Consider the following 22,075-nt stretch of genomic DNA (forward strand, 5'->3'; position numbering starts at 1 on the left):
AAAAAGAGCCTGCCGCTATCCGGCTGGCTCTTCCCTCCTACGCCCACACCTCATCAAGGGTAGACTGCAGCAGCTCATTTAATTCTTGCATCAGATTGTCTTTCGGTTGATTGTAGCTTTTCACCAATTCATCAAAACGCGCCAGCTCTTGATCAATAAATGGATGGACATGAGCGAGACGGTTCTCTACATCCATTTCTTCTCCGTCCATTTTACGTTTGAGCAGTTCGTGAATTTCTGCTAAAAGCGGGCCTTCCTCCACTAGCTCCTCGAGCAATTCATGAAAGTCCATCGGTGGAACTGTCCGGTAACGCTCAATCCACTGACAGGCAAGCAGCGGACGAAGCACATAGAAATACTTCTTGATTCGCACCTGCTCTCCTCGTAAATGCCGACTCTCATTCCGCTTCGCCATATTGAGGTAATGATACATCAAAGCCGCAGGGTAAAACGCTCGATCTTTTAATTCTCTTAGCTGCTTTGCCAAAGAGAAAGATTCAGCATAGATGATATCAGAAGACAGCCATTCCATAATGGACGGATTTGATTTATTGAATAGGCGCAGTGCCTTTCTAAGCTCCCAGCCGCTGATATCAAGCATGTCATCAATCGGCCGTTCAATGACATCACGATGCTCTTCCATCGCCCAATACCATTCTTTCCGGGGAACATATAAAAAACGAACATCATAATCACTATCGGTCGAGGGAAAACCCCATGCCCTGCTGCCTGATTCGACGGCAAGGCAAATCTTTACGTCATACGTTTTTTCAATGATTTTCAGCTCTTCCTTAATTCTCTCTCTCAAGCGTCCATCAACTCTTTCTATAGAATTCTGCATGACTTCTTCACGTTTTGGGAAAATACGAATAAGACATATATGAAAAAGGAGTTGGATCTAATGTCTATATCTCGCATTATGAAATGGATCACTGGGATTTTTGAAGCCTGCCTTGCCATCCCTGTGATCGGAGGTCTATTCGTTATCAGTAATGGCTATACACCGCTCATGGTCATGCTTATTCTGCATATTATCACACTCGTCTTATCGAAGCGAGACCAGGGACCAATGATTGGAAGCATCATCGGAATTGTCACATCCTGTCTTGCCTGGATTCCGATTCTCGGATTCATTCTTCATATCATCACTGCCCTTGCTCTCATTATCACCGCGTTAGTGCCTGATGAAAAAACGAGACAGAATACGAGCTATTAAAAAAGAGGCCCTCCTAGAGAGTGGCCTCTTTTCTTTTAATTCGTTAAATGCTTTTGTAAAAAGGCAAGCTTCTCTGTTTGAAAAGCCGGGATGTACTCGTGTCCAAAGTAGCGATACACCTTTAAATCTTTATCTGTTTCTAAATGGTTGTATACCGCAAACACAGTAGATGGCGGGGTGATTTGGTCGATCAGACCGATCGCCATCAATGTGGGCTGTTTCACCCATCCGGCTAAATTGATTAAATCAAAATAGCTTAACGTCTCAAATACCTTTTCTTCCGCTTCTGGGTCGCTGTTTCTGCGAAAGTATGAATTGATTTCTAAATAAGGCTGCTCCAATGCCACATCCACTGCACGCTCGAAATTTGATAAGTACGGATAATCTGCCACGACGACCTTCGGAATGTCTGAAAGTGCTGCAGCTGCAACCGCTAGTGCACCACCCTGGCTGCCGCCCACCACGCCGATTCGGTGTTCATCCACTTCTGGGAAGGACTGAATCACGTCGAGCGCTCGAACCGCATCTAAATAAACACCACGATAATAGTAGGTCTCTTTCGATAAAATACCTTTTGTCATCCATCCCAGAGACTGCCCTGCTGGTGTCACTGTCTTATCTTCACTGCCGCCTTGACCGCGGACGAGCATGCCAAATGTCGCATAGCCATGCAGTGCCCAATTGACGATGTCATGAATGTCGCCGTCATAGCTTGCATTATAGCCATGAAAACGAACGAGTGCTGGATGCGGACCTGTTTGATCTGGTACCGCATACCAGCCTTCAATTTGAGATTGACCAAAGCTTTGAAACGTCAGGCGGTACACCTTAACGCCCTTTACTGGATAATCATAAGGTTCAAGTGCTGGCTCTGCCTCCACTTGGTTCAGTTCTTCAAGCGACGCCTTCCAAAAGTCTGAGAAATCAGGACGTGCTGTTTTCTTCGGTTTATACTTTTTTAGCTCATCTAACGGTAAATCAAACAATTGCATATCCTACTATCCCCCTTTGTTTTATTAGTTGTGTGTATCATATCACTGTTTTCTTGACGAAGAAAGACATTTTCATTACAAAAGACAAAACCTTCTGACATTTCTATTGGCAAAGAAGATTGAAACCTTTATGATAAAGAAACTGGCTTGAAAACTAGAGATTCTCAGTCAAAAAAATCGATCGACCCATTCATGGATTTCATATTTGCAATCATCGAATAAAGGAGGAACCTGTATGAAAATCGCCCTTGTCCAGATGGACGTACAAATTGGAGAACCTGATGTGAACTTTCAAAAAGCAGAAGCATTTTTAGAAGTAGCGATCCGCGAGCAGCCTGATCTGATCATTTTACCCGAAATGTGGAATACTGGTTACGCTCTTGAAAAAGCCGATCAGCTGGCGGATGTAAACGGTGAACGAACAAAACAGCTTTTCTCTTCCTTTGCCCGTAAGCACCAAGTCGTTCTCATTGCAGGAAGTGTATTGAACAAGCGCACAGAAGATGAGAGGATCACCAACACGATGTATGGATTTAACCGCCAAGGTGAGCTTTTAGTCGATTATGACAAAATTCATTTGTTCCGCTTAATGGATGAGCACAACTATTTAACCGCTGGTGATCAGCTTGGTTTATTTGACTATGATGAGGATGTGAAGATCGGGGCGATGATCTGCTACGACCTTCGCTTTCCGCAGCTTTCCAGAACACTTGTCAACAAAGGGGCGAAGGTGCTTATCAATACGGCGCAATGGCCGTCAGCAAGAGTGGATCATTGGCGCAGCTTGCTCATCGCAAGAGCAATAGAAAATCAGTCATTTATGATTGCTGTTAACAGAACAGGCACAAGCAGAGACACTGAATTCCCTGGACACTCCATGGTGATTGATCCACTTGGCCGTATTCTGCTTGAAACAAGTCATGAGGAAGACATTTATTATGCGGACATTGACCTTCAGCTAGTGGATGAAGTGAGACAGCAGATTCCTGTGATGACAGATCAGCGTCTGGACATCTATTAGAAAGCAGGGTGCTCCCCTGCTTTTTTCATTTAATTAAACGTTTGTTTAAGCTTTCCCTTGATTCTGGTAAAGGTCCATTAGGGCTTGAGCGGCTTTCGTTAAATACCTTTCTTCCACATACGCAAACACAAGAGTGCGGGTTGGGCATGAATCAATTTTCAAATAAGTGACTTCGTTCCTGTCCTCTTGTGCCACCATTTTCGGCACAACTGTCACACCTAGTCCATTTTTGACCAATGCCTGCGCTGTTTGAATATGACTTGTTTCAAAGGTAATCTTCGGCTGAAAACCATGATGAAGACATAGTTCCGTGACCACTTGCCGAAAGCCGTATCCCTCTTTCAGCATAATGAATGCTGCGTCTTCCAGAAGGCGAAACGGAACAGCCCCTTTCTGATCTGCTTGATTGATGATTTCGTTCAATTCATCTGTTAACCAGGGCTGAGCAGTTTGCGGAACTGCGAGAAGAAGCGGCTCTGTCAGCATGTGTTTCGTTTTCAATGATTCATGCTCGACCGGCATAGATAAAATAGCCAAATCCAGCTGACCAGCCAATAGAAGTTTTTCTAGCTCACGAGGTGATTCTTCTATTAGTTGAACGTGAACATGAGGATACGTTTGGCAAAAGGTTTTTAATAAACCGGGCAAGACATATCCCCCTGTGACGGCTGGCGCTCCAATGTTCAGCTCTTTCCCCACCTCATAAGCTGCTTCTCCCATTTCACGCAGCAAATCATCTCTTTCCTTCAAAATGTTCTCAGCCCTTTTAATGAATCGACTCCCTTGAGGTGTAGGCGTGACTTGTCCATATTTTCGAATAAATAGGGGTGTATCTAATTCCTCTTCCAGCTTCTTAATTTGTTGGCTTAAAGAAGGCTGTGCAATGTGAAGCTGGTCCGCTGCTTTTGTAAAACTTTTCTGCCGGTACACTTCCATGACATATTCCATCATTCGTATATCCACTTACATCACCTCATAGGTTTTAACTATTCATGTCATATCTTTTATGTCTTAGACAAATAACAAAAGGAATTTTACGATAAAGAGACAACAAAAGGGGGAGAAGAAATGAATCCATATGCTAAAGCTGAAAACCAATTCTCACAAAATGCCGAGAACTATCGAGATTCACCTATATTTGCAGCCGGAGAAGAGTTGGAATGGATAAAAGAGGCAGCAAATACGAAGGGTCATGAGCATTTACTTGATATCGGCTGCGGAGCAGGGCATACCGTTTTTTCCTTTTCAGACATTATTTCTAAAGGGATCGGCATTGATGTCACGCAAAAAATGATCGAGGTTGCAGCAGCACTTGCAAAAGAACGCCAGCAGCTGGAACATATTACTTTTGAACGGGCAGCCGCAGAAGCATTGCCATTCGCTGATGAATCATTTGATATCGTGACGTGCCGGTTTGCCGCTCACCACTTTCCAAACCTTCCCGCAGCCATGTCCGAAATCAGCCGGGTCTTAAAAAAAGGCGGCGCATTTCTGCTCGTCGACCATTATGCACCTGAGAATACGGCACAGGATTCATTCATTAATCAATTAAACAGACTCAGAGATCCTTCTCATATGCGAGAAAGCTCTTTATCAGAATGGGAAGAGCTTTTCGCTGCCAACAAACTGACTCAAAAAGAGGTTCGTTACTGGGATCTGCAAATTGATTATCAGGACTGGATCACACGTGGACGCACACCTGAGAATGTTCAAAAGGAGATCGTTTCCCACCTTCAAGCCGCAGACCCTGATACAATGCAGCTATTTCAGCTTCAATTCGATGCACAGCACCAGCCTATTTCCTTCTGCTTAAAAGCTGCACTCATTCAAGGAATCAAGAATTGAACTGATAGAAAAAGTCTACCTTCATCGGTAGACTTTTTTATTTCGAATATACATCTTCACTGTCTCACAGGTATTGCTTTTCATGTTCGTGACACGTCCCTCCTCACAACAAGGAGTGCTACATCTTGTTTCTATTATAAGATAAAAGAACGGAGATCGGTTAGGCATTTTAAAAATTGTACGTAGATCCTCTGAATAAAAAAAGAACCTACCCTCTTTGGAATAAGTTCTTCACTGCGTGCGTCAATCACGGTGCAATATCCTCTAATACTTTCTCACGCGTTTCGATCATTTTAAAAGCAAGAATTGCTCCCACTACAGTCACACTTGCGAAAAGAATAAAAATAGTTGAAACACCGCTCACCTCTAAAATAAAGCCTATCATAATAGGAGCAATCGCTGAGGCCAGTCTAAGCCAAGCAGTAGCAAATGCCGTTCCAATCACCCTCATACGTGTTGGATAAATTTCAGGTGTATATAAATAGAGAAGAACTGTAATTGTCCCCATCATTCCGTAAGCAGCGGACCCTAAATAGATCACACTTTCTGGAGAACTCGCTCCGCTGATCCATAAAGCCGTTAATAAAGCACCTGTTACGATAAATGCAATGGTTGCCCAGCGCTTTCGTCCTACTTTATCAATTAAAAATGCACAAGCGAATACACCTACGGTCTGTAAAATATTTGTCAGAGAGGCTGCCCTTAATGAATCTCCAACTGGCAAATTGTAAACCGTATTATAAAGACTTGGTAACCAGTTATTTAAACCATTCGATACAAAGTAGGCAGAAAACCATAGTCCCCATACGATCAATGTTCTTTTACGGTAAAAAGTTGAAAAAAGCTCTTTCCAATCGCCCTTTTCAGTACTATTATATACTTGTTTTACAGGCATTCGTTTGTCAGTACTAGCTTCAATTTCTTCAATAATTCTTTCGGCCTCATCTAATCTGCCTTTCGAAATAAGCCATCTTGGAGATTCACGTAACATAAAAAAGAATACAAAGACGATTAGACCTCCAATGCCTCCAATTAAAAACATCCACTTCCACCCAAAGCTAGGTACAACAAATGCGCCGATTTGAGCTGAGATCATTAACCCTAAAGGAAAAATCATCTCATAAAGCATAAAAAATCTGCCTCTCCCTTGAGCCCGGGATAGCTCATTGATATATGAGGCTGCTACCGGCACCTCTCCTCCTACCCCAATTCCTTGTATAAAACGAAAAATAAACAGTGCCATAAAATTACCTGAAAACACACATGCAATACTCATGACGGACATGAGGAGTATAGTCCACTTTGCACTAAAAACACGGCCACGCCTTTCTGCTAACCATCCAAAGAAAATGGCACCAATCGCTTGTCCTATATAACCAGACCCAATAAGAAGACCAATTTGAGCAGGTGATAAACTCCACATGCCGATGAGAACTGGGAGAACAAACGCTAAAGACAGAGCATCAAAAGCATCAAAAAAGGTGGCAGATCCCATAATGATACGAGGCTTTAAATGCCATCTAGAAAAAGGTACACTTTCCATTCTCGTCAATAGTTGTGAAGCTCTATCAACAACTTGCCCATCATGAGAATTTGAATTTCCGCTGACTTCTAACGTCATGATATCTCCTCCTTATTAGAGGAAATGATGCAAAAGTACATGCCGAAGAGCGCTAAAGAAATCGCTTACATTTTAAATCAAGAGACATTCTAGAGCGTTCATACGAGTTTTCAGCATCTATCATTTCTTTTTTGGCGTTCCCGTGGTGCCCCGATCTATATAGTACATAGGGAAGATATGTTCCATCGCCTCTAACTGTTCTCCTTCTAATACCTGTGTTAATAAAGAAACAGCTTTTCTCCCCATTCCAACTAAATCTACATGAACTGAAGATAAAGAAGGGGTTAGAAAACTTGCAATGGGCACATCATCGGCACCAACGACTGACAAGTCATGAGGTATGGACACATTTGCGTGATCTGCAGCTTTCATGACCCCCATCGCCAAAAAATCTGAAGAGCAAACAACTCCAGTCATGTGCTGGTTTCCTTGGAGAAATTGAGAAACCACTTCTACTACTTTTCCCCCATCAAATTCATCTAACTCAAACACAAGTTCTTTGTTCATTGTTAACCCTAAATTTTTAAGTGTGCGCTCATATCCCTTGTAGTACCTCACACTATGCATCGAACTCATTGGACCATTGACCAGCCCAATGGTTCGATGACCTTTCTCAAATAAGGCCGTTACGGATTGACACACACCTTCTTCATCATCTGGCCTGACACATGGGAAAGGAGAATCCTCTAAGTAACTTCCAACAACAATAATGGGAATAGCTAAACTTTTTAACCAATCCATACTCAATTCTTCATTTCTTGGAGAAAATAAAATGGCACCATCTACAGCCTGTGTTTCAAGTAATCGCTGCTGCTGTATAGATGTAAATGACATCAACATATTGAATTCAGTTTCATCTAATTCCTTCGCAATACCATCTAAAATCGTCGAAAAAAATGGATTATTCAAAATATATGAACCACGCGGAACCACGACAGCTATATTGCCAGTCTTTCTTTTAACGAGCCCTCTAGCTCCTAAATTAGGGCGATAGCCTAACTCATCAATCACTTGTTTGATTCTTTCAGCCGTTTGAGCACCTACTCCTGGTTTACCACTTAATACTCTGGAAACAGAGGCGATAGACACTCCAGCTTTCAATGCGACATCTTTAATACTTACTGACACATTTCATACCTCCGGGAGTCTGTTGTTTTATACACTATTATAACCTGACTCACCTTCATCATGAAATCAATGGTCTGTTATCTACCGACGTTTTCCTTAAGCAAACCAACACTTTGAAGGCCCTGGCGAATTTCTTCTTTTTCCTCATCAGTTAAAGGTAATACCGGCTTCCTAGCAAGCGAGCTACTGATCAAACCTCGCTGATACATCGCTTCCTTCATGCGCAGATGAGAAGTAGATGAAGGTTCATCCATTTTATACACAGCATGCTTTAATTCAAAGATTCTATCGTAAACTTTATTAGCCGCTACAAGGTCTTTTTCTTCCACACATTTCACAAGTTCAGCGATCAAATCTGGCACGAAACAGCCGAAACCTACAAGTGCTCCATCAATGCCTTGAACCAATGTTGGCAATAAATATTCATCATGACATGTGAGTAACGATACATCTGGTGCATGTTTTTTCAATGCCCGTACATCGACCTCGTATTGTGCCATGTCTCTTTGACCAATTTTAAACGAAACAACATTCTCAATTTCCGACATTTCTAGTAATTGACTGGTTGTATATGAGGTTTTTGTCCATGTTGGATATTGATGAACGATGATTGAAATATCAATCGCTGCTGCAACATCTTTAAAGAATTGGACAGGTGACTCAGGCTGCATACCGAATCTTAGCCATGAATGTGGCGGCATGAGAAGTATACCTTCACCACCAGCTTCTTCAACGGCTTTTGCATGCTGGATTGCTTCAATTGTCCCTTCAGCAGAAACCCCAGAAATGACAGGTACTTCCCCTTTTAATTCGTCGGCTGCAATGCGCACTGCTTCAGCTCGTTCATGTGGCAGTAAAGTCATAATCTCGCCAGTATGTCCATTGACAACGATCCCGTTAATCCCTTTGTGATCCGCCACCCAACGGACAAGCTTACGAAAAGCAGGTTCATCAATTGAATAGTCATCTTTAAAAGGAATTAAGACAGCCGGGAATACACCGCTCCATTTTTCTTTATTTTTCATAAACAAATTCCTCCCCATTCGTTATAGTAAACGTTTACGGTAAGCGTTTACGTAAACTATCATAGAATGATATTGCCGGAGGTGTCAACATTATTTTTTTAAAATTATAATAATTCAAAAAACTATTGTTGAATTTTAGATACTATTTTATTTTTCCAAAAAAGAAAATAAGGGATATATTTTGTTTACCATATCAACCAAAAAAACCTCATCTTCATGAACTGGTTGAAGTATGATACCTCTTTTTCCAAACGTCAACACACCAAAAAAAGGATAAATATATTTTACTGTCAAAACATCATCCTATCTACGAAGAAAAAGACATCAATAGAAAAAAGTCTACCCTAAATGGTAGACTTTTTTTATTTCGAATATAAATCCCAGCCAAGCTTGAGTGTGTCCACAATATAATTGGCGACTTCCTCAGCCTCTAAATGATCTGTTTCCACCCTGGAGTTATGAAGAGAATAAATCTCCCGGCGTTCTTCAAACAGCTCTTTCATTTCATCAAGCGTCCGGTTGTGAAGAACAGGGCGGTTTTCAATTAAAATATCAAGCCGCTGCTTCCAATTCTCCCAAGATAGGTCAAGGAAAAGAACCGTACAATGCTTCAAGCAGGCACGTTTGATTTCTTCCTGTTTGAATGCACCGCCTCCAAGTGAGACGATCTTGAGTTGTGTATGTTCGCATAAATCGACGATATAATCCTTTTCAGCCTGTCTGAAGAATGCTTCTCCTTTTTGCTGAAACATCTCTGGAATCGTCATGTTGTATTTTTTCTCAATCTCCTGATCGACATCAATAAAATCTCGATATAGCTTTTTGGCAACTAGCTGACCAATGGTTGTTTTCCCAACACCCATAAAGCCAATGAGAACAATATTCCGCTGTCTTACAGGGATTTCTCTATTGATTTTCATGATCGTGACACGTCCTCCTTACGACAAGGAATGCTACATAACGTTTCTATTATATGATAAATGGAGCGCGAAAAGATAGGCAATCTTAAAAATTGTGTTTGACGACGTAGCCGAGCTGTTCAGAAAGCCTTTGTGCCTGTTCTTTCACTTTTTGCTGCAGCTGGGGAATGACTTCTTCAGTAAACCGTTGGGTTGGACCAGATATGGATAAACAAGCCTTCACTTCCCCATGAATGTTAAAGACTGGTGCCGCTACTGCCGCAGATCCTACCTCTCGTTCATCGATGCTGCAAGAAGTATACGTGTCAAGAATATGTTTACATTCCTTTTGCCAGTCATCTCTCATCACATGATCAGCCTCAGACGCTAATACTTTTTGTTGAAATTCTTCACTTTGAAATGCCAATAATACCTTTCCGCCTGCACCTGCGTATAACGGCAGCTTCTCACCAACCTTGACAAGATGTCGAATCGATTGCAGCCCTTCCGCCTGTTCAATACAAACCCTGCTTGTTGCATCCAGTACATACAGGTTGACGGTTTCTTTTGTTTCATCACGAAGTGCGTACATGAGTGGTTTAGCCAGTTCTCTCAATTTAATGGACTTCCCTGCAATGTATCCAAGGAGATAAAGTCTTTGACCCAATCGGTATTTCATTGTGTCTGGATTCTTTTCCACAAAATGATTCATTTCAAGTGCCTTGAGCAGTCTCGTTGTAGTAGACATTGCTAAATTCATCTCTTTTGAAATTTCCGTTAGCGTCAGCTCTTGACGTTCTTCACTAAAACAATAAAGAATATCCAAAGCGCGCTGAACCGTACGCAGTCCTGATTCTTCTTTTGACTTCTTATCAGCCATGTTCACTTTCTCCTTTTCCCCTTTGATTTCTTATCGACATAAACGATCGATTTTGCTATAATCCATTTTAAACGTTCCACTAAAAGAAAACAAATTCCACCAGTCGGAATAAAAACGATTGGAGAGGTTTGATGGAGGAGATATTTGAATGTACCTGCTCGTTTTTACACTTCTTATTAGCCTATATATTGTTCATCAACTATTTCCCGCTCCCATACTCTCCTATTTTGTTGGTCTGCTGGCCGCTGCTTCGCTCATCATTTCTTTTAAGAAAGCAAGTGGGCTTTATTTGAAAACAGGTGCTATGTTTCTCATGATTGGCTTGTTCTTATTTTTCTTATCCGACGAGCCATTGCACACGTTTTTTCTTCACTTTCATTCCATGCTAGGCTTGCTTTCTCTATTTTTCATGCTGCCTTTTATTCATTCTCTCATACATGTTGGACATTTCGATACACAATTAAATAAACTGCTCACACTGCATACAACGAGCACAAACCAGCTTTATCGCAAGAGTTCATTTGTCACTCATATTCTTGGCATGTTTTTAAATATCGCGACGATCCCCTTACTATATACATCGCTCAAACCGTCGCTGGATTCCCTAAAAGAACAAGTGAGACAACATCTTTATACACGTAACCTTTTAAGGTCATATGCATTATGTTTAAGCTGGAGTCCTGTTGAAGTGCTCGTAAGCGTCACCATTGATGCAACCAAACTCAAATATTATCAAATCGCACCCGTTACTTTTGGTTTAATGGTCATCGTGCTGGCGACAGATTGGATGCTCTTCTCTCGTCAAAGCAAACGATTCCCAAACATGGTTCAGTCCGCAGAAACAAACTCCAATCCTCGTCGAATTAAGCGAAAAACCCTTCAGCTTGCTTTCATGCTGCTGAGTTTTATGACAGCCGTCTCACTTGTCGATGCATGGATTGGGAAAGGCTATTTATTCGCTGTTGTGCTAACCATTATTCCATTTGCTCTATTATTCTCTTCTGTCATCAAAAAAAGAAAACAATATATCGCCGTCTCTGTCCCTCATTGGAAAGAAAGAACCCGTCAGCTCTCCAACTATATGTGTCTATTTTTAAGTGCTGGCTTCTTTGTCGATATGCTGCTTGCCACAAACAGTATGCAGCCGATTCAAGCATTTATTGTCAGTATATCAGACGATGCCATTTTGGTTTATTGTGTCATTGGGTTATATTTTCTGATCACCGCTCTTTGCGGTTTTCACCCGCTCGTCTCGCTTGCTTTGTTAGTCAGCATGATGGCACCTGTCATCCAAGAACTTCCTGCTCTTCCCATTGCCATCATGCTTATCGTTGCTGGAACATCAACTGTCATGTTTAGTCCTTTTAATGTTTCTGTCTCCCTGTTAGCTGATTTGATGAAGGTCAACCCTTACCGTATCACTCGCTGGAATATATGGTTTGCTGGCTTTTATATCAGCATGGGTATCGCATGTGCAACGATCATCACTATTATCTTTTATTCATAAAAAAGAGAACTCAACTTGGTTTGAGTTCTCTTTTGCTTTCTCACTCTGGTTTTAATTGAATACGTTCAATTTTCCCTACGATAAAAATGTACGACAATGCCCCGCCTAATGCGACTAAACTGACGAATAAAATCCCTCCGTTGTAAGAACCTGTCGCCGACACGATGAATCCGATAATAAGCGGAGTGATGATCCCAGCTAAATTAGCAAAAAAGTTAAATACACCGCCAGCCAGCCCAACCATTTCCCTTGGTGCCACTTCAGACAGCATCGTCCAAGAGATATTAGACAGTCCTTGTGCAAATGAAGCGATGGATAAAATGGTCAACACAAGCGGAATATTCGTTGTAAAGTTCGCTAAAACAATGGTACTCGTCAGAAGCAAGCCAATCACTACCGGCAGCTTCCTCGCTACATTAACGGATACGCCCTTTTTAAGCAGCCAATCAGACACATAACCTCCAAACAATACCCCAAAGAATGCAGCAATATAAGGAAGAGAAGCCGCAAAACCTACCTTAAGAAATGCCATATTTTTCGCCTCTGCTAAATAGGTCGGAAACCATGTTAAAAAGAAAAAAAGTGTAGACGCTACAGAGAATTGGCCAATATAGAGCCCAATCAATTTACGATATTTTAGAAGGGCGGCAAAGTCTGCCCATTTCAGCTTCCCCTGTGATGCTACTGTCAGTCCATCGCCTTGCCGAATCAATTCTAACTCCTCTTCATTCATCTTCGGATGCTCTTTCGGTTCGTGATAATACTTGTACCAAAAGAAAGCAAATATGATACCGAGCGCACCTGCCGTAATAAAGACGGTTCTCCAATCGAAAGTCGTCATGATCCAAAAAAGAAGAGGTGTCGCAAATGCAAGACCCACATACTCTCCAGCAGTATAAACACCTGTCGCAAAAGCCCGTTCCCGCCTTGGAAACCATGTGGTGACAATGCGGTTATTCGCAGGAAATGCGGGAGATTCTGTAATCCCAATAAACAAACGACAGCCGAATAAAAAGGCAAAGCTGTTCGCAAACGCCTGCAGGCCTGTGAAAATAGACCAGGTAATGAGTGATATCCCATACGTTACCTTTGAGCCAAATTTATCGAGAATAAAACCGCCTGGTATTTGCATCGCTGTATATGTCCAGCTAAATGCTGAAAAAATGAGGCCTAATAAGGCAGGATTTAATTGCAATGAAGATTGAATAGCAGGTGCAACAATGGATACACTGGCTCGATCAATATAATTAATGGCGGTAATAAAAAACAACAGAATCAATATGCCAAAACGGGCTTTCGTTGGCTTCATATAAGCGGGCCGCAATTCATTCCCCTTCAGTTCTGAATGCACTTTCATAACCATCCTCCTTTGTTTCCGCAGCGTGCGGTTCGGTTGAGCGCCTTAAATAACCCCTTTTTCCTCCAATTGTTTACACTCTTCTTCTGTTAAGCCAAGCATATTTGTTAAAATCTCATAATTATGTTCGCCTAAATCAGGTGCAATGTGCCGGATACTTCCGGGTGTTTTTTCAAACTTTGGAATGATCCCAGGCACCTTTACTTTTCCAAGACGGGGGTGATGCACCTCGACGATATTCTCTCGTGCTTTAAATTGCGGATGCTCGAAAATATCCTGAATACTTAAAATTGGGCTCACAGGAACGCCATGAGTATCTAGAATTTCTAATACGTCATCCCTTGTTTTCGACGCGATCCATTGAGAGACGATCGCATCCATCTCTTTGTTATGCTTCAGCCTAGATGCATTGACCGCGAATTTTTCATTCTCTAATAAATCTAATCGATTCATCGCCTCTGCCAATCGATTGAAGGTCGAATCCGTACTCGTCACAAGAACCAAATAATGCCCATCCTTTGTCACATAGGTGCCGGCAGGGCTTGAATGACCGCTTAACCCCGGTGAACGCTCACGCACCTTCCCAAGCTTGTCATATTCTGCAACCAAAAATTCTAACATACGAAACACAGATTCATAGAGGGCCAAATCCACCATTTGCCCAGTTCCTTCTGAATGTGTATCTCTGTAATACATCGCTGTCACAGTAGCAAACGCCACATAAATGCCTGCAATATAATCTGTTAAAGAAAAGGAAGGACTGACTGGATGCCGGTCTGGAAACCCTTGAATATATGTAAATCCGCTAAACGCCGTCGCAGGTGTTCCAAATCCGGCCTTGTCCTTAAACGGACCCGTTTGTCCATAACCCGATACACGAATCATAATTAATTGAGGGTTTATTTCTTTTAATACGTCGTACCCTACGCCCCATTTTTCGAGAGTTCCAGGGCGAAAATTTTCAATCAACACATCGACCTGACCTGCAAGCTTTTTAAAAATGTCTTTTGCTTCGTCTTTGTGCAGATCCAGTGTTAGAGATTTCTTATTCCGTGAGAGACCTGACCATCTAAGTGGTTCACCTTCTGCAAAAGGGCCAACATGCCGCAGCGTATCGCCTTTACCAGGAATCTCGACTTTGATGACCTCTGCACCAAAATCCCCTAGAAGCACCGCGCCATAGGGGGCAGCGATCATCGTAGAGACGTCTAATATTTTCATTCCTTCGAGCGGTGTATTCATATTCATTGCTTGACTCCCTTTCATTCAAGTGATGAAGGGCTAAATAACTTTCTATTTTAGCCCTTGTCATCTTTCTGATTAACCCGGAAGACCCTGATGATTCAAAAGGAGGGCTTACCGGAGCAGTTTGTTAATCCTTCGGAAGCTGCCCTTGCGGTGTGTAAAGCCAAATCAGCCATAAAGGTTCATCTCCTGTATTTACATGCTGGTGCGAGACACCGTCTGGAATGAACATGAAATCATTTTGTTTAAAGGACTGCCTTTCTCCATCACAAATGACTTCGCCAGATCCTTTAATCACATAATCAAATTCCTCTGAACCTGGGTGATTGTGCACTGAACTTGCTTCTCCCGGTTCAAAAATGGTGAGACCTGCCATCATATGCTCTGACCCAACAGTATCTGGTGTAATGGTTTGAAATACCTTTCGAATCATTTGCTCCTCTGGATGATCTAAACCTAACCATAATGGGTTCCCATCTTGAAACGGATTCAATACTTTAATTTTCATTGTTACTTCCTCCTCGTTATGTTTAATTCACGCTGACATGTGAGCGCTTTGAATTTGGTGAATAAATATCATTAATATTCCAATGTCCATCCGTAGGGACAGGATCATTTTTCATTGCTACATCGATGACGCAAGGCTCTTGAGATGCAATTGCTTCAGCTAAAGCTTCTTTGAATTCAGAAGCAGAGGTGATTTTAATCCCCTTCATCCCATAACCTCTTGCAATGGCAGCAAAATCCGGAGAATAGCTTTCTCCACCTTTTCTGAAAACAGTACCGTACGTCGTTTCATAGTGCGCCATTTGCAAGCCAGCTATTGTTCCAAACGCACTGTTATTCATCACAATCCACACAACAGGAATGTTCTCTTCAACGGCTGTTGCGAGAACGGATGGATTTTGACCGAATCCGCCGTCCCCAACGAGTGACACAACGACACGGTCAGGCTGGGCAATCTTTGCCCCAAGTGCGGCAGGTGCTCCAAATCCCATCGTTGCAAAGCCGCCTGGTGTTAGAATGGTCCCTGGCGTGAGCACAGGAAATTGCTGTCCGACCCCATTTTTATTCCAGCCAACATCCGTTGTAATAAAGGCATCTGGCGGTAATACTTCCCGCACTTCCTGCAAAATACGCTGCGGCTTCATTGGGAAGGATTCATCTTGAATGTTCGTCAGGTTGCTCGCCTGAAACTCCTTACGATATGCCGCAATTTCCTTTTTCAATTCAGGTCGATTCAGCCCTTCTGGCAGTCTTTCTCTCGCCACTCGATTGAGTACAGTCAAGGCCTGCTTCAGATCAGCTACTGCTCCAATGTCAACAGGATAGTTACGTCCAATTTCATTCGGATCAATGTCAATATGAATGAGCTTGGTTGATGGGAAACGGAACGTATATTCTGATTCCCACGAACTCGCATCAGCTTCAGCAAAACGGGTGCCTAAAGCCAATATATAGTCCGCCGCTTTGCACTGATCATTGATAAATTTTGTCCCCCAAAATCCTGTCATTCCAAGGGTCATTGGGTGATCATCTGGCATGGCTCCTTTCCCCATCAAAGAATGGGCGACAGGGATACTTAGATGATCAGAGAATGCCTTTAATTCTTCAGCTGCGTCAGCTAGTAAAATGCCTCCCCCTACATATAAAAGCGGCCTTTCTGCCTGCAGCAATCGATCTAATATCCGATTGGCCGTTTGATCATCAATTGAAGGCTTTTCAATGGTGTGTGTATGATGGTTGATTTGTTCAAACAGGGACACATCTAGGTCTTTTGAGAACACATCCATTGGAACAGATATCAGCACTGGGCCAGGACGGCCACTTTCAGCTAACTGAAATGCTTTTGATAAAATCTCTGGAAATAATTCTGGAATATCGACTCGCCATGCTCTTTTCACAAACGGCCGGTAAATTTCGTATTGAGAGGCATCGGAATGAAGATTGATCTCTTGATGTGGGTGCTTTCCGTAGTAATGACTCGGGACATCTCCTGCAATGACAACCATTGGAATGGAATCAAGTGCTGCATTCGCTACCCCTGTTGCCGCATTGGTGAGTCCAGGACCTAGATGACTGAGAACAACAGCTGTCTGTTTCTTTGCTCGCGCATAACCATCTGCTGCATGTGCCGCTATCTGTTCATGTCTGACATTTACAAATTGAATCGAGCTTTTTTCAAGCGCTGATAAAAAAGCAATATTCGTATGACCGCAGAGACCAAAAATATGCTCGACTCCCCGATTCTCTAAATACTGAATAACCTGTGTAGAAATATTCTTCTTCATGTTTCTCTCCTCTCACGGTGCAGCTATGAATCTGCTACTCTCTTATTCTTTGAAAAACAATAGATAGAACGCTGTTCAAATCCTGTATTGCCACTTGCCCGGGAGCTGAGCTTTCTTTCCCTACAGCAAAGGTCATGACAGATCCAAAAAGTCCACCAACCATTCTTGTAAAAGCCCCATATTCCCCCATTGCCATCGAAATAACGGGAATCGACAGCTGCTTGTTCGCATGGCTGGTCGCAGAGAGCAGTGTTAATGCATCCTCATAGGAATGCGGCATCACTGCAATCTTTGCGATGTCGGCGCCGACTGATTCTGCATTGACGAATAGCTGCACGAGACGATCCAACTCAGGGGTGCGCTGGAAATCGTGATACGACACAATTAAGGTGACCCCATTACTTTTAGCCGCCTGACTGACTTGCTGTAAATGTGTCACATCATGCATCAATTCATAATCAACGGCGTCCACAAGCTGTGTGGAACAAAGCTCGACAAGCAGAGAAACCTTCTCATTTTCTGAGAGTGATATACTTTCGCCGCCCTCCTTTTCAGAGCGGATGGTGAATAAAAATGGTATGCCCTTTGCCTTTTCTACCATTCCCTTAAGGGTTTCTATGACTTGTTCCTTGTCATGAAGGTGATGAAAAAAATCCGCCCGCCACTCTATCACATCAGGCTTCTTCTCAGTTAATACCTCGACCTCATGAAACAATTCTTCCTTTGTTTGCCCGATGAGCGGCGTACAAATCATTGGCTGACCGCCTGTCTGCACACTTTTTACCTTTTGCTGAAATGCATTCACATCCAAACGCCCCTTTCACAGACCCTGTGGAAGCACGATCATTTTGGTTTCGGTCATCTCCTCAATAGCGAAACGCGGACCTTCTCTTCCAAGACCACTTCGCTTAATTCCTCCATAAGGCCAATGATCCAGTCTAAAATTTGATGTCCCATTGATGACAACACCGCCAGTTTCAAGCTCTTTTGCTGCGTGTAACGCAACATCCAGCTGATTCGTAAAGATCCCTGCCTGCAAACCATATCGACTATCATTTGCTTCTTTAATTGCCTCCTCCAGCTCCGCATAAGGAAGAATGCTGACAACTGGGCCGAATACTTCCTCACAGACGACCTTGGCCTGTTTCGGAGGGTTCAGCAAAATAGCCGGTGTGATGCTCGCTCCATTTCTTTTTCCCCCACATAAAAGCTGTGCCCCCATACTCTCTGCCTCTTGTATCCATGTCTCAACACGCTGCGCGGCCTGTGCATCGACCATACAGCCGATATCACTCTCACTGGACAGCGGATCTCCAACGACAAGCTGCTCTACTTTTTGTTTTAATACCTCAGTAAACGACGGCATTATTTCCTGGTGGACATAAATTCTTTGAACAGAAATACAGCTTTGACCAGAATTACTAAAGCCTGTCTTGGCACAAAGGGATGCGGCTTGTTCAATATCAGCATCGTGATGAACAATCGTCGCGCCATTCCCTCCGAGTTCGAGCAATACTTTTTTTAATCCCGCAGAGGTTGTAATATGCTCTCCCCCGGCAGCCCCACCGGTAAAAGAGATGAGATTCGTTCTTTCATCAGTGACTAACTGTTTCCCAGCCTCGACCCCGCCAATCACAAGCTGCAAACTTGCCTCAGGGAACCCTGCTTCGAGAAGGAGTTTGACAAACGCTGTAGCAACAGCTGATGTTTGCGGCGCAGGCTTCAAAATAATGACATTCCCTCCCGCAAAAGCTGGACCAACTTTGTGACAAATTAAGTTGAGTGGTGCATTAAAAGGAGTAATCGCCAGCACAACTCCGACTGGTATTTTAAATGTCATGGCCATTGCTCCCTGCCCACGCGATGATACATTGCCTGGAATGGTCTCACCTACTAATCGATTCGCTTCTTCCGCCGACTGCGCTAGCGTCTCGATTGATCGTGAGACTTCATCTCTTGTATTTTTAAGCGGTTTGCCTAATTCTAACGAAATCAGTTTTGCGAAATGGTCTTTTTGTTCTTCAAGCAAGGTGGCTGCTTTCGTTAGAAGCTTTGAGCGTTCGATTGCCGATATTCCCGCTATTTGTTTTTTAGCATGCTGCGCAATAGAAAGTGCCTGTTCTATGTCTTCTGATGAGGCGAGATATGATGTACCGATCCTTTCTCCTGAGTAAGGATTGATGATATCTGTTTTCACACGATCGGTATCCATCCACTCGCCGTTTATATATGATAACGCTTTCAAACTGCTCAAATTTTCTCTCCCTCCTTGAGGTGCCGCGTTCCATGTCCTGCATAACGAACCAATCTTTCTTCGTTTGGACAAGGTCCCTTCACGAGGGCTCCCTTTGTCAGCTCCTCATATGCATGCGCCACGATGCCCATTCCTCTGGATAAGGAAAAAATGCCTTTTGCTGCTTCTGCTGGAATGTTTAATTCACATTGGATTGCAGCAGATACACCGTCTATATTCATCGTGATTTTCTTCCCTTTCAGGTGTTCAAGCTCATGTCTAATCGCTTCGGCTAACCGTAAATATATCCCACTGATAAGACCTTGCTGGACATATGTGTGACTCAGCTCATATAGACGTCTAACCCTCGGATCATCATCATGAAGCTGATGGCCGATCCCCGGGATTTTTTCCTTGCGAGTTAACCATGTGTGACATACTTGCTTGGCCGCAGACTGTATATCCTTTTGATCATCGTAGATCGCTTTGGCTTCGTATAACATACGCATGGCCTTCTCTCCGGCTCCGCCATGAATATCACCTAATAAATTCACCCCTGTTGCAACAGAGGAATTAAACGAAATGCCGCAAGTCACCGCCATTCTGGCAGCTGCAATAGATGGCGCTCTTGGTCCATGGTCCGCGCCTGCGACAAGAACACTTTCAAAAAGAGCTGCTTTTGAATCATCCAATAATTCACCAACAAGCAGTAAATAAAGCATTTGTGGATACGACAGTTCGCCAATCAGTTCTTCAATCGGATAACCTCGAAGTTCAATTGAATTTTTTTGAATATGACTAATCTCAGTTTCCCACCAAGCGCCTCCCTCTTTGTAGATTTCCAGTGCACTTCGATTTTTCATTGTGTCAATCATTCCTTTAGCTTCTTATTTGGAGGTGAACCACCTCTTTATTCCATTCAGTGGAATCTAATTTCACTTTTCGGAATGTGGTTTCATTGTAAGCGCATTCTTTTTCTTCGTCAATCATTTTTTCTGAAAATACTGTAAATAGCAGTGAAATTAAGTGAATCGAACTAATTATGCTTGCTTTTTTTGATCAAAAAAATCTTTATTTAGTTAAATGGACTTAAGTATATCGTTCTACTAATTTAATGAATTTTTGGTTATTTTGTCAAACCCATTTAAAAATTCAACATAAAAAAACCTCTCCGTCTACTGGAGAGGTCGCTTTTTTATTTCCACCAGTCATCAAACATGGAAGCGGGTACTTGGCGTTTATGCTCTGATTGAACATAGCGCTTTTCAATCGCTTCTGCTGCTTGTTCTGACACGGGCTTACCTTCTAAGTAATCATCAATTTCATTGTACGTAATGCCTAGTTCTGTTTCATCCGTTTGCTGAGGTTTGTCATCAAGCAGATCGGCTGTCGGTTTCTTTAAGTATAGGCGCTCTGGTGCTTGCAGCGCTTCTAGCAGTGTCCGGCCTTGGCGTTTCGTCAGACCTGTGAGCGGGAGAACGTCTGCACCGCCGTCACCATATTTCGTGAAAAACCCAGTGACTGCTTCGGCTGCATGATCTGTACCAATGACAAGTAATCCTTCTTCTCCTCCAACAGCATATTGCGCGATCATTCGCATGCGTGCTTTGACATTCCCTTTATTAAAATCAGACAACGGTCCGCCTGTGTCTTTTTGATATTGTTCACTGAATGCCGTCACGGCAGGCGCAATATCATATTTCCACGACTTGTCCGGCTGAATAAATGATAAAGCGAGCTGGGCATCATCTTCATCCTGCTGCACGCCATGCGGGAGACGCACCGCAATAAAGACTACCTCTTCCTTTCCTTCTTGACGCAGTTCAGATGCAGCGAGCTGTGCAAGACGGCCAGCGAGCGTTGAATCCTGTCCGCCGCTAATGCCGAGAACGAATCCTTTCGCGCCGGTTTTTTTCAAGTAGTCCTTTAAAAATCCAACCCGTTTTTCAATCTCCTGCTTCGGGTCAATTGAGGGCTGCACATGCAACTCTTGGCTGATCTTTTTTTGCAAACTCATACACTTTTCCTCCTAAGCATCCTCTACATGAAGAGAACAGGTTTTACTCTAAATTCATTGATTTGACAACGTTTTTTGAATCTTCATTATACCATGTTTTCAGGAAGAACATTTTGTAAGACGTTCCCCTATTTCATCAATGATCAAACATTCACAAATGAAAAAGACCCCGTCTATACGGACTGGCCTTTTTTCAATCAATTTCTACCCGTATAGATGTACAGCTTGCGCCATTACACTTCCCAATATCAGCAGGGCATGCGGATACGGCCACAATGAGGTCCATTTCGGCTCGCAGACGAATGTAATCACCAGGAAGCGATTTTGGCTGCTCCACAGACAGCTTTCCTTTTTCATCAATGACTGTATTCATAAAGGCATTAAAAGGATAGTACATATCCTCCTTCGGAATCCCAAATGATTCGAAGGCAGTCCTTAAATTATCGTAGCATGTATGCATGACCTCTAAATGCGTCCGTCCGTATAAAAGCTGGTACATTTCTTGCCGGCAGGCGGGCATATATAAATCATGGCACTCGACTGTATCTTCAATGACCGTAAACATCGGTTTGTATAAATTAGAATAGAGCTTATCGCCTTTTTTCACTTTGGACGAAAATAGGCTGTCCATTGTCGCGCCTTGGTCAAATTTTTCATAAAAATCCTTTTCGTGATAGGCCATGACATCTGCTACTTGCTGGCCTTCAACATCAACCACCCGCATACATTGGCCTTTTCCTAAACGAAAGCCATGTCCATCCTTTGGTAAAATCACGTATTCTCCGTTCAACACCTGCA

Annotated in this window: 21 protein-coding genes; 4 read left to right on the plus strand and 17 right to left on the minus strand. The window is 42.8% G+C overall.

All coding sequences use genetic code 11. The annotated features are described in order from the left end of the window. Window positions 1–37: 37 nt before the first annotated feature. Window positions 38–841, minus strand: coding sequence for a nucleotidyltransferase domain-containing protein (locus MHH40_RS08580; RefSeq protein WP_106029626.1), 804 nt, complete (start codon window positions 839–841; stop codon window positions 38–40). A gap of 60 nt (window positions 842–901) precedes the next feature. Between MHH40_RS08580 and MHH40_RS08585 the strand changes: the two genes are divergently transcribed. Then, complete coding sequence (locus MHH40_RS08585) at window positions 902–1,216, plus strand: hypothetical protein (RefSeq protein WP_003213913.1); 315 nt, start codon at window positions 902–904, stop codon at window positions 1,214–1,216. 35 nt (window positions 1,217–1,251) lie between these two features. Here the strand turns inward: MHH40_RS08585 and MHH40_RS08590 are convergent, their stop codons facing one another. Next, window positions 1,252–2,208, minus strand: a complete 957-nt coding sequence (locus tag MHH40_RS08590; RefSeq protein ID WP_050943250.1) for an acetylxylan esterase — start codon at window positions 2,206–2,208, stop codon at window positions 1,252–1,254. 235 nt (window positions 2,209–2,443) lie between these two features. On the opposite strand from MHH40_RS08590, the gene MHH40_RS08595 reads away from it, so the two are divergent. Next, window positions 2,444–3,229: a carbon-nitrogen family hydrolase gene (locus MHH40_RS08595; RefSeq protein ID WP_340900940.1), complete on the plus strand. Its 786-nt coding sequence runs from the start codon at window positions 2,444–2,446 to the stop codon at window positions 3,227–3,229. Between the two features lie 45 nt (window positions 3,230–3,274). Here the strand turns inward: MHH40_RS08595 and MHH40_RS08600 are convergent, their stop codons facing one another. Further along, window positions 3,275–4,180, minus strand: coding sequence for a LysR family transcriptional regulator (locus MHH40_RS08600; RefSeq protein WP_340900941.1), 906 nt, complete (start codon window positions 4,178–4,180; stop codon window positions 3,275–3,277). Window positions 4,181–4,297: 117 nt separating this feature from the next. On the opposite strand from MHH40_RS08600, the gene MHH40_RS08605 reads away from it, so the two are divergent. Continuing rightward, the gene (locus MHH40_RS08605) at window positions 4,298–5,074 is read left to right on the plus strand and encodes a class I SAM-dependent methyltransferase (protein ID WP_340900944.1); all 777 of its coding nucleotides are present in this window, start codon (window positions 4,298–4,300) and stop codon (window positions 5,072–5,074) included. A 247-nt stretch (window positions 5,075–5,321) separates the two neighbouring features. On the opposite strand, the gene MHH40_RS08610 is transcribed toward MHH40_RS08605, so the two are convergent. From MHH40_RS08610 to MHH40_RS08630, 5 genes are all read right to left on the minus strand, one after another. Further along, window positions 5,322–6,695, minus strand: a complete 1,374-nt coding sequence (locus MHH40_RS08610; RefSeq protein ID WP_106035951.1) for an MFS transporter — start codon at window positions 6,693–6,695, stop codon at window positions 5,322–5,324. Window positions 6,696–6,815: 120 nt separating this feature from the next. Next, window positions 6,816–7,823, minus strand: a complete 1,008-nt coding sequence (locus MHH40_RS08615) for a LacI family DNA-binding transcriptional regulator (RefSeq protein WP_003213988.1) — start codon at window positions 7,821–7,823, stop codon at window positions 6,816–6,818. A gap of 77 nt (window positions 7,824–7,900) precedes the next feature. Next, window positions 7,901–8,848: a dihydrodipicolinate synthase family protein gene (locus tag MHH40_RS08620; RefSeq protein WP_284905745.1), complete on the minus strand. Its 948-nt coding sequence runs from the start codon at window positions 8,846–8,848 to the stop codon at window positions 7,901–7,903. Between the two features lie 362 nt (window positions 8,849–9,210). Continuing rightward, the gene (locus MHH40_RS08625) at window positions 9,211–9,768 is read right to left on the minus strand and encodes a shikimate kinase (protein WP_003214270.1); all 558 of its coding nucleotides are present in this window, start codon (window positions 9,766–9,768) and stop codon (window positions 9,211–9,213) included. A gap of 85 nt (window positions 9,769–9,853) precedes the next feature. Continuing rightward, window positions 9,854–10,627: an IclR family transcriptional regulator gene (locus MHH40_RS08630; protein WP_253621876.1), complete on the minus strand. Its 774-nt coding sequence runs from the start codon at window positions 10,625–10,627 to the stop codon at window positions 9,854–9,856. A 148-nt stretch (window positions 10,628–10,775) separates the two neighbouring features. Here MHH40_RS08630 and MHH40_RS08635 point away from each other — a divergent pair, with 148 nt between their 5' ends. Beyond that, a complete protein-coding gene (locus tag MHH40_RS08635) occupies window positions 10,776–12,134 on the plus strand; it encodes a hypothetical protein (RefSeq protein ID WP_309216136.1) in 1,359 nt (452 codons plus the stop codon). Window positions 12,135–12,174: 40 nt separating this feature from the next. Here the strand turns inward: MHH40_RS08635 and MHH40_RS08640 are convergent, their stop codons facing one another. The 9 genes from MHH40_RS08640 to MHH40_RS08680 form a co-directional block, all read right to left on the minus strand. Beyond that, window positions 12,175–13,491 (minus strand): MFS transporter, encoded by a 1,317-nt coding sequence (locus tag MHH40_RS08640; protein ID WP_050943265.1) that lies wholly within the window; start codon window positions 13,489–13,491, stop codon window positions 12,175–12,177. 45 nt (window positions 13,492–13,536) lie between these two features. Beyond that, complete coding sequence (locus MHH40_RS08645; RefSeq protein WP_080984713.1) at window positions 13,537–14,739, minus strand: CaiB/BaiF CoA transferase family protein; 1,203 nt, start codon at window positions 14,737–14,739, stop codon at window positions 13,537–13,539. A gap of 124 nt (window positions 14,740–14,863) precedes the next feature. Beyond that, window positions 14,864–15,244: a cupin domain-containing protein gene (locus tag MHH40_RS08650; RefSeq protein ID WP_003216877.1), complete on the minus strand. Its 381-nt coding sequence runs from the start codon at window positions 15,242–15,244 to the stop codon at window positions 14,864–14,866. 22 nt (window positions 15,245–15,266) lie between these two features. Then, window positions 15,267–17,027 (minus strand): thiamine pyrophosphate-binding protein, encoded by a 1,761-nt coding sequence (locus tag MHH40_RS08655; RefSeq protein ID WP_310025938.1) that lies wholly within the window; start codon window positions 17,025–17,027, stop codon window positions 15,267–15,269. 34 nt (window positions 17,028–17,061) lie between these two features. Then, on the minus strand, window positions 17,062–17,838 hold the full coding sequence (aroD, locus tag MHH40_RS08660; RefSeq protein WP_050943268.1) for a type I 3-dehydroquinate dehydratase: 777 nt from the start codon (window positions 17,836–17,838) through the stop codon (window positions 17,062–17,064). Window positions 17,839–17,847: 9 nt separating this feature from the next. Next, window positions 17,848–19,281, minus strand: a complete 1,434-nt coding sequence (locus MHH40_RS08665; protein WP_050943270.1) for an aldehyde dehydrogenase family protein — start codon at window positions 19,279–19,281, stop codon at window positions 17,848–17,850. After that, window positions 19,278–20,135: a citryl-CoA lyase gene (locus MHH40_RS08670; RefSeq protein ID WP_080772930.1), complete on the minus strand. Its 858-nt coding sequence runs from the start codon at window positions 20,133–20,135 to the stop codon at window positions 19,278–19,280. Before MHH40_RS08670 ends, MHH40_RS08665 begins: the two co-directional genes overlap by 4 nt. 320 nt (window positions 20,136–20,455) lie before the next feature. Next, the gene (gene nadE, locus MHH40_RS08675; RefSeq protein ID WP_050943271.1) at window positions 20,456–21,277 is read right to left on the minus strand and encodes an ammonia-dependent NAD(+) synthetase; all 822 of its coding nucleotides are present in this window, start codon (window positions 21,275–21,277) and stop codon (window positions 20,456–20,458) included. Window positions 21,278–21,470: 193 nt separating this feature from the next. Beyond that, window positions 21,471–22,067: a DUF1989 domain-containing protein gene (locus tag MHH40_RS08680; protein ID WP_050943273.1), complete on the minus strand. Its 597-nt coding sequence runs from the start codon at window positions 22,065–22,067 to the stop codon at window positions 21,471–21,473. Between the last annotated feature and the right edge of the window lie 8 nt (window positions 22,068–22,075).

Source organism: Bacillus sp. FSL K6-2431 (assembly GCF_038005165.1).
In the GTDB taxonomy this organism is placed as follows: Bacteria; Bacillota; Bacilli; order Bacillales; family Bacillaceae; genus Bacillus; species Bacillus pumilus.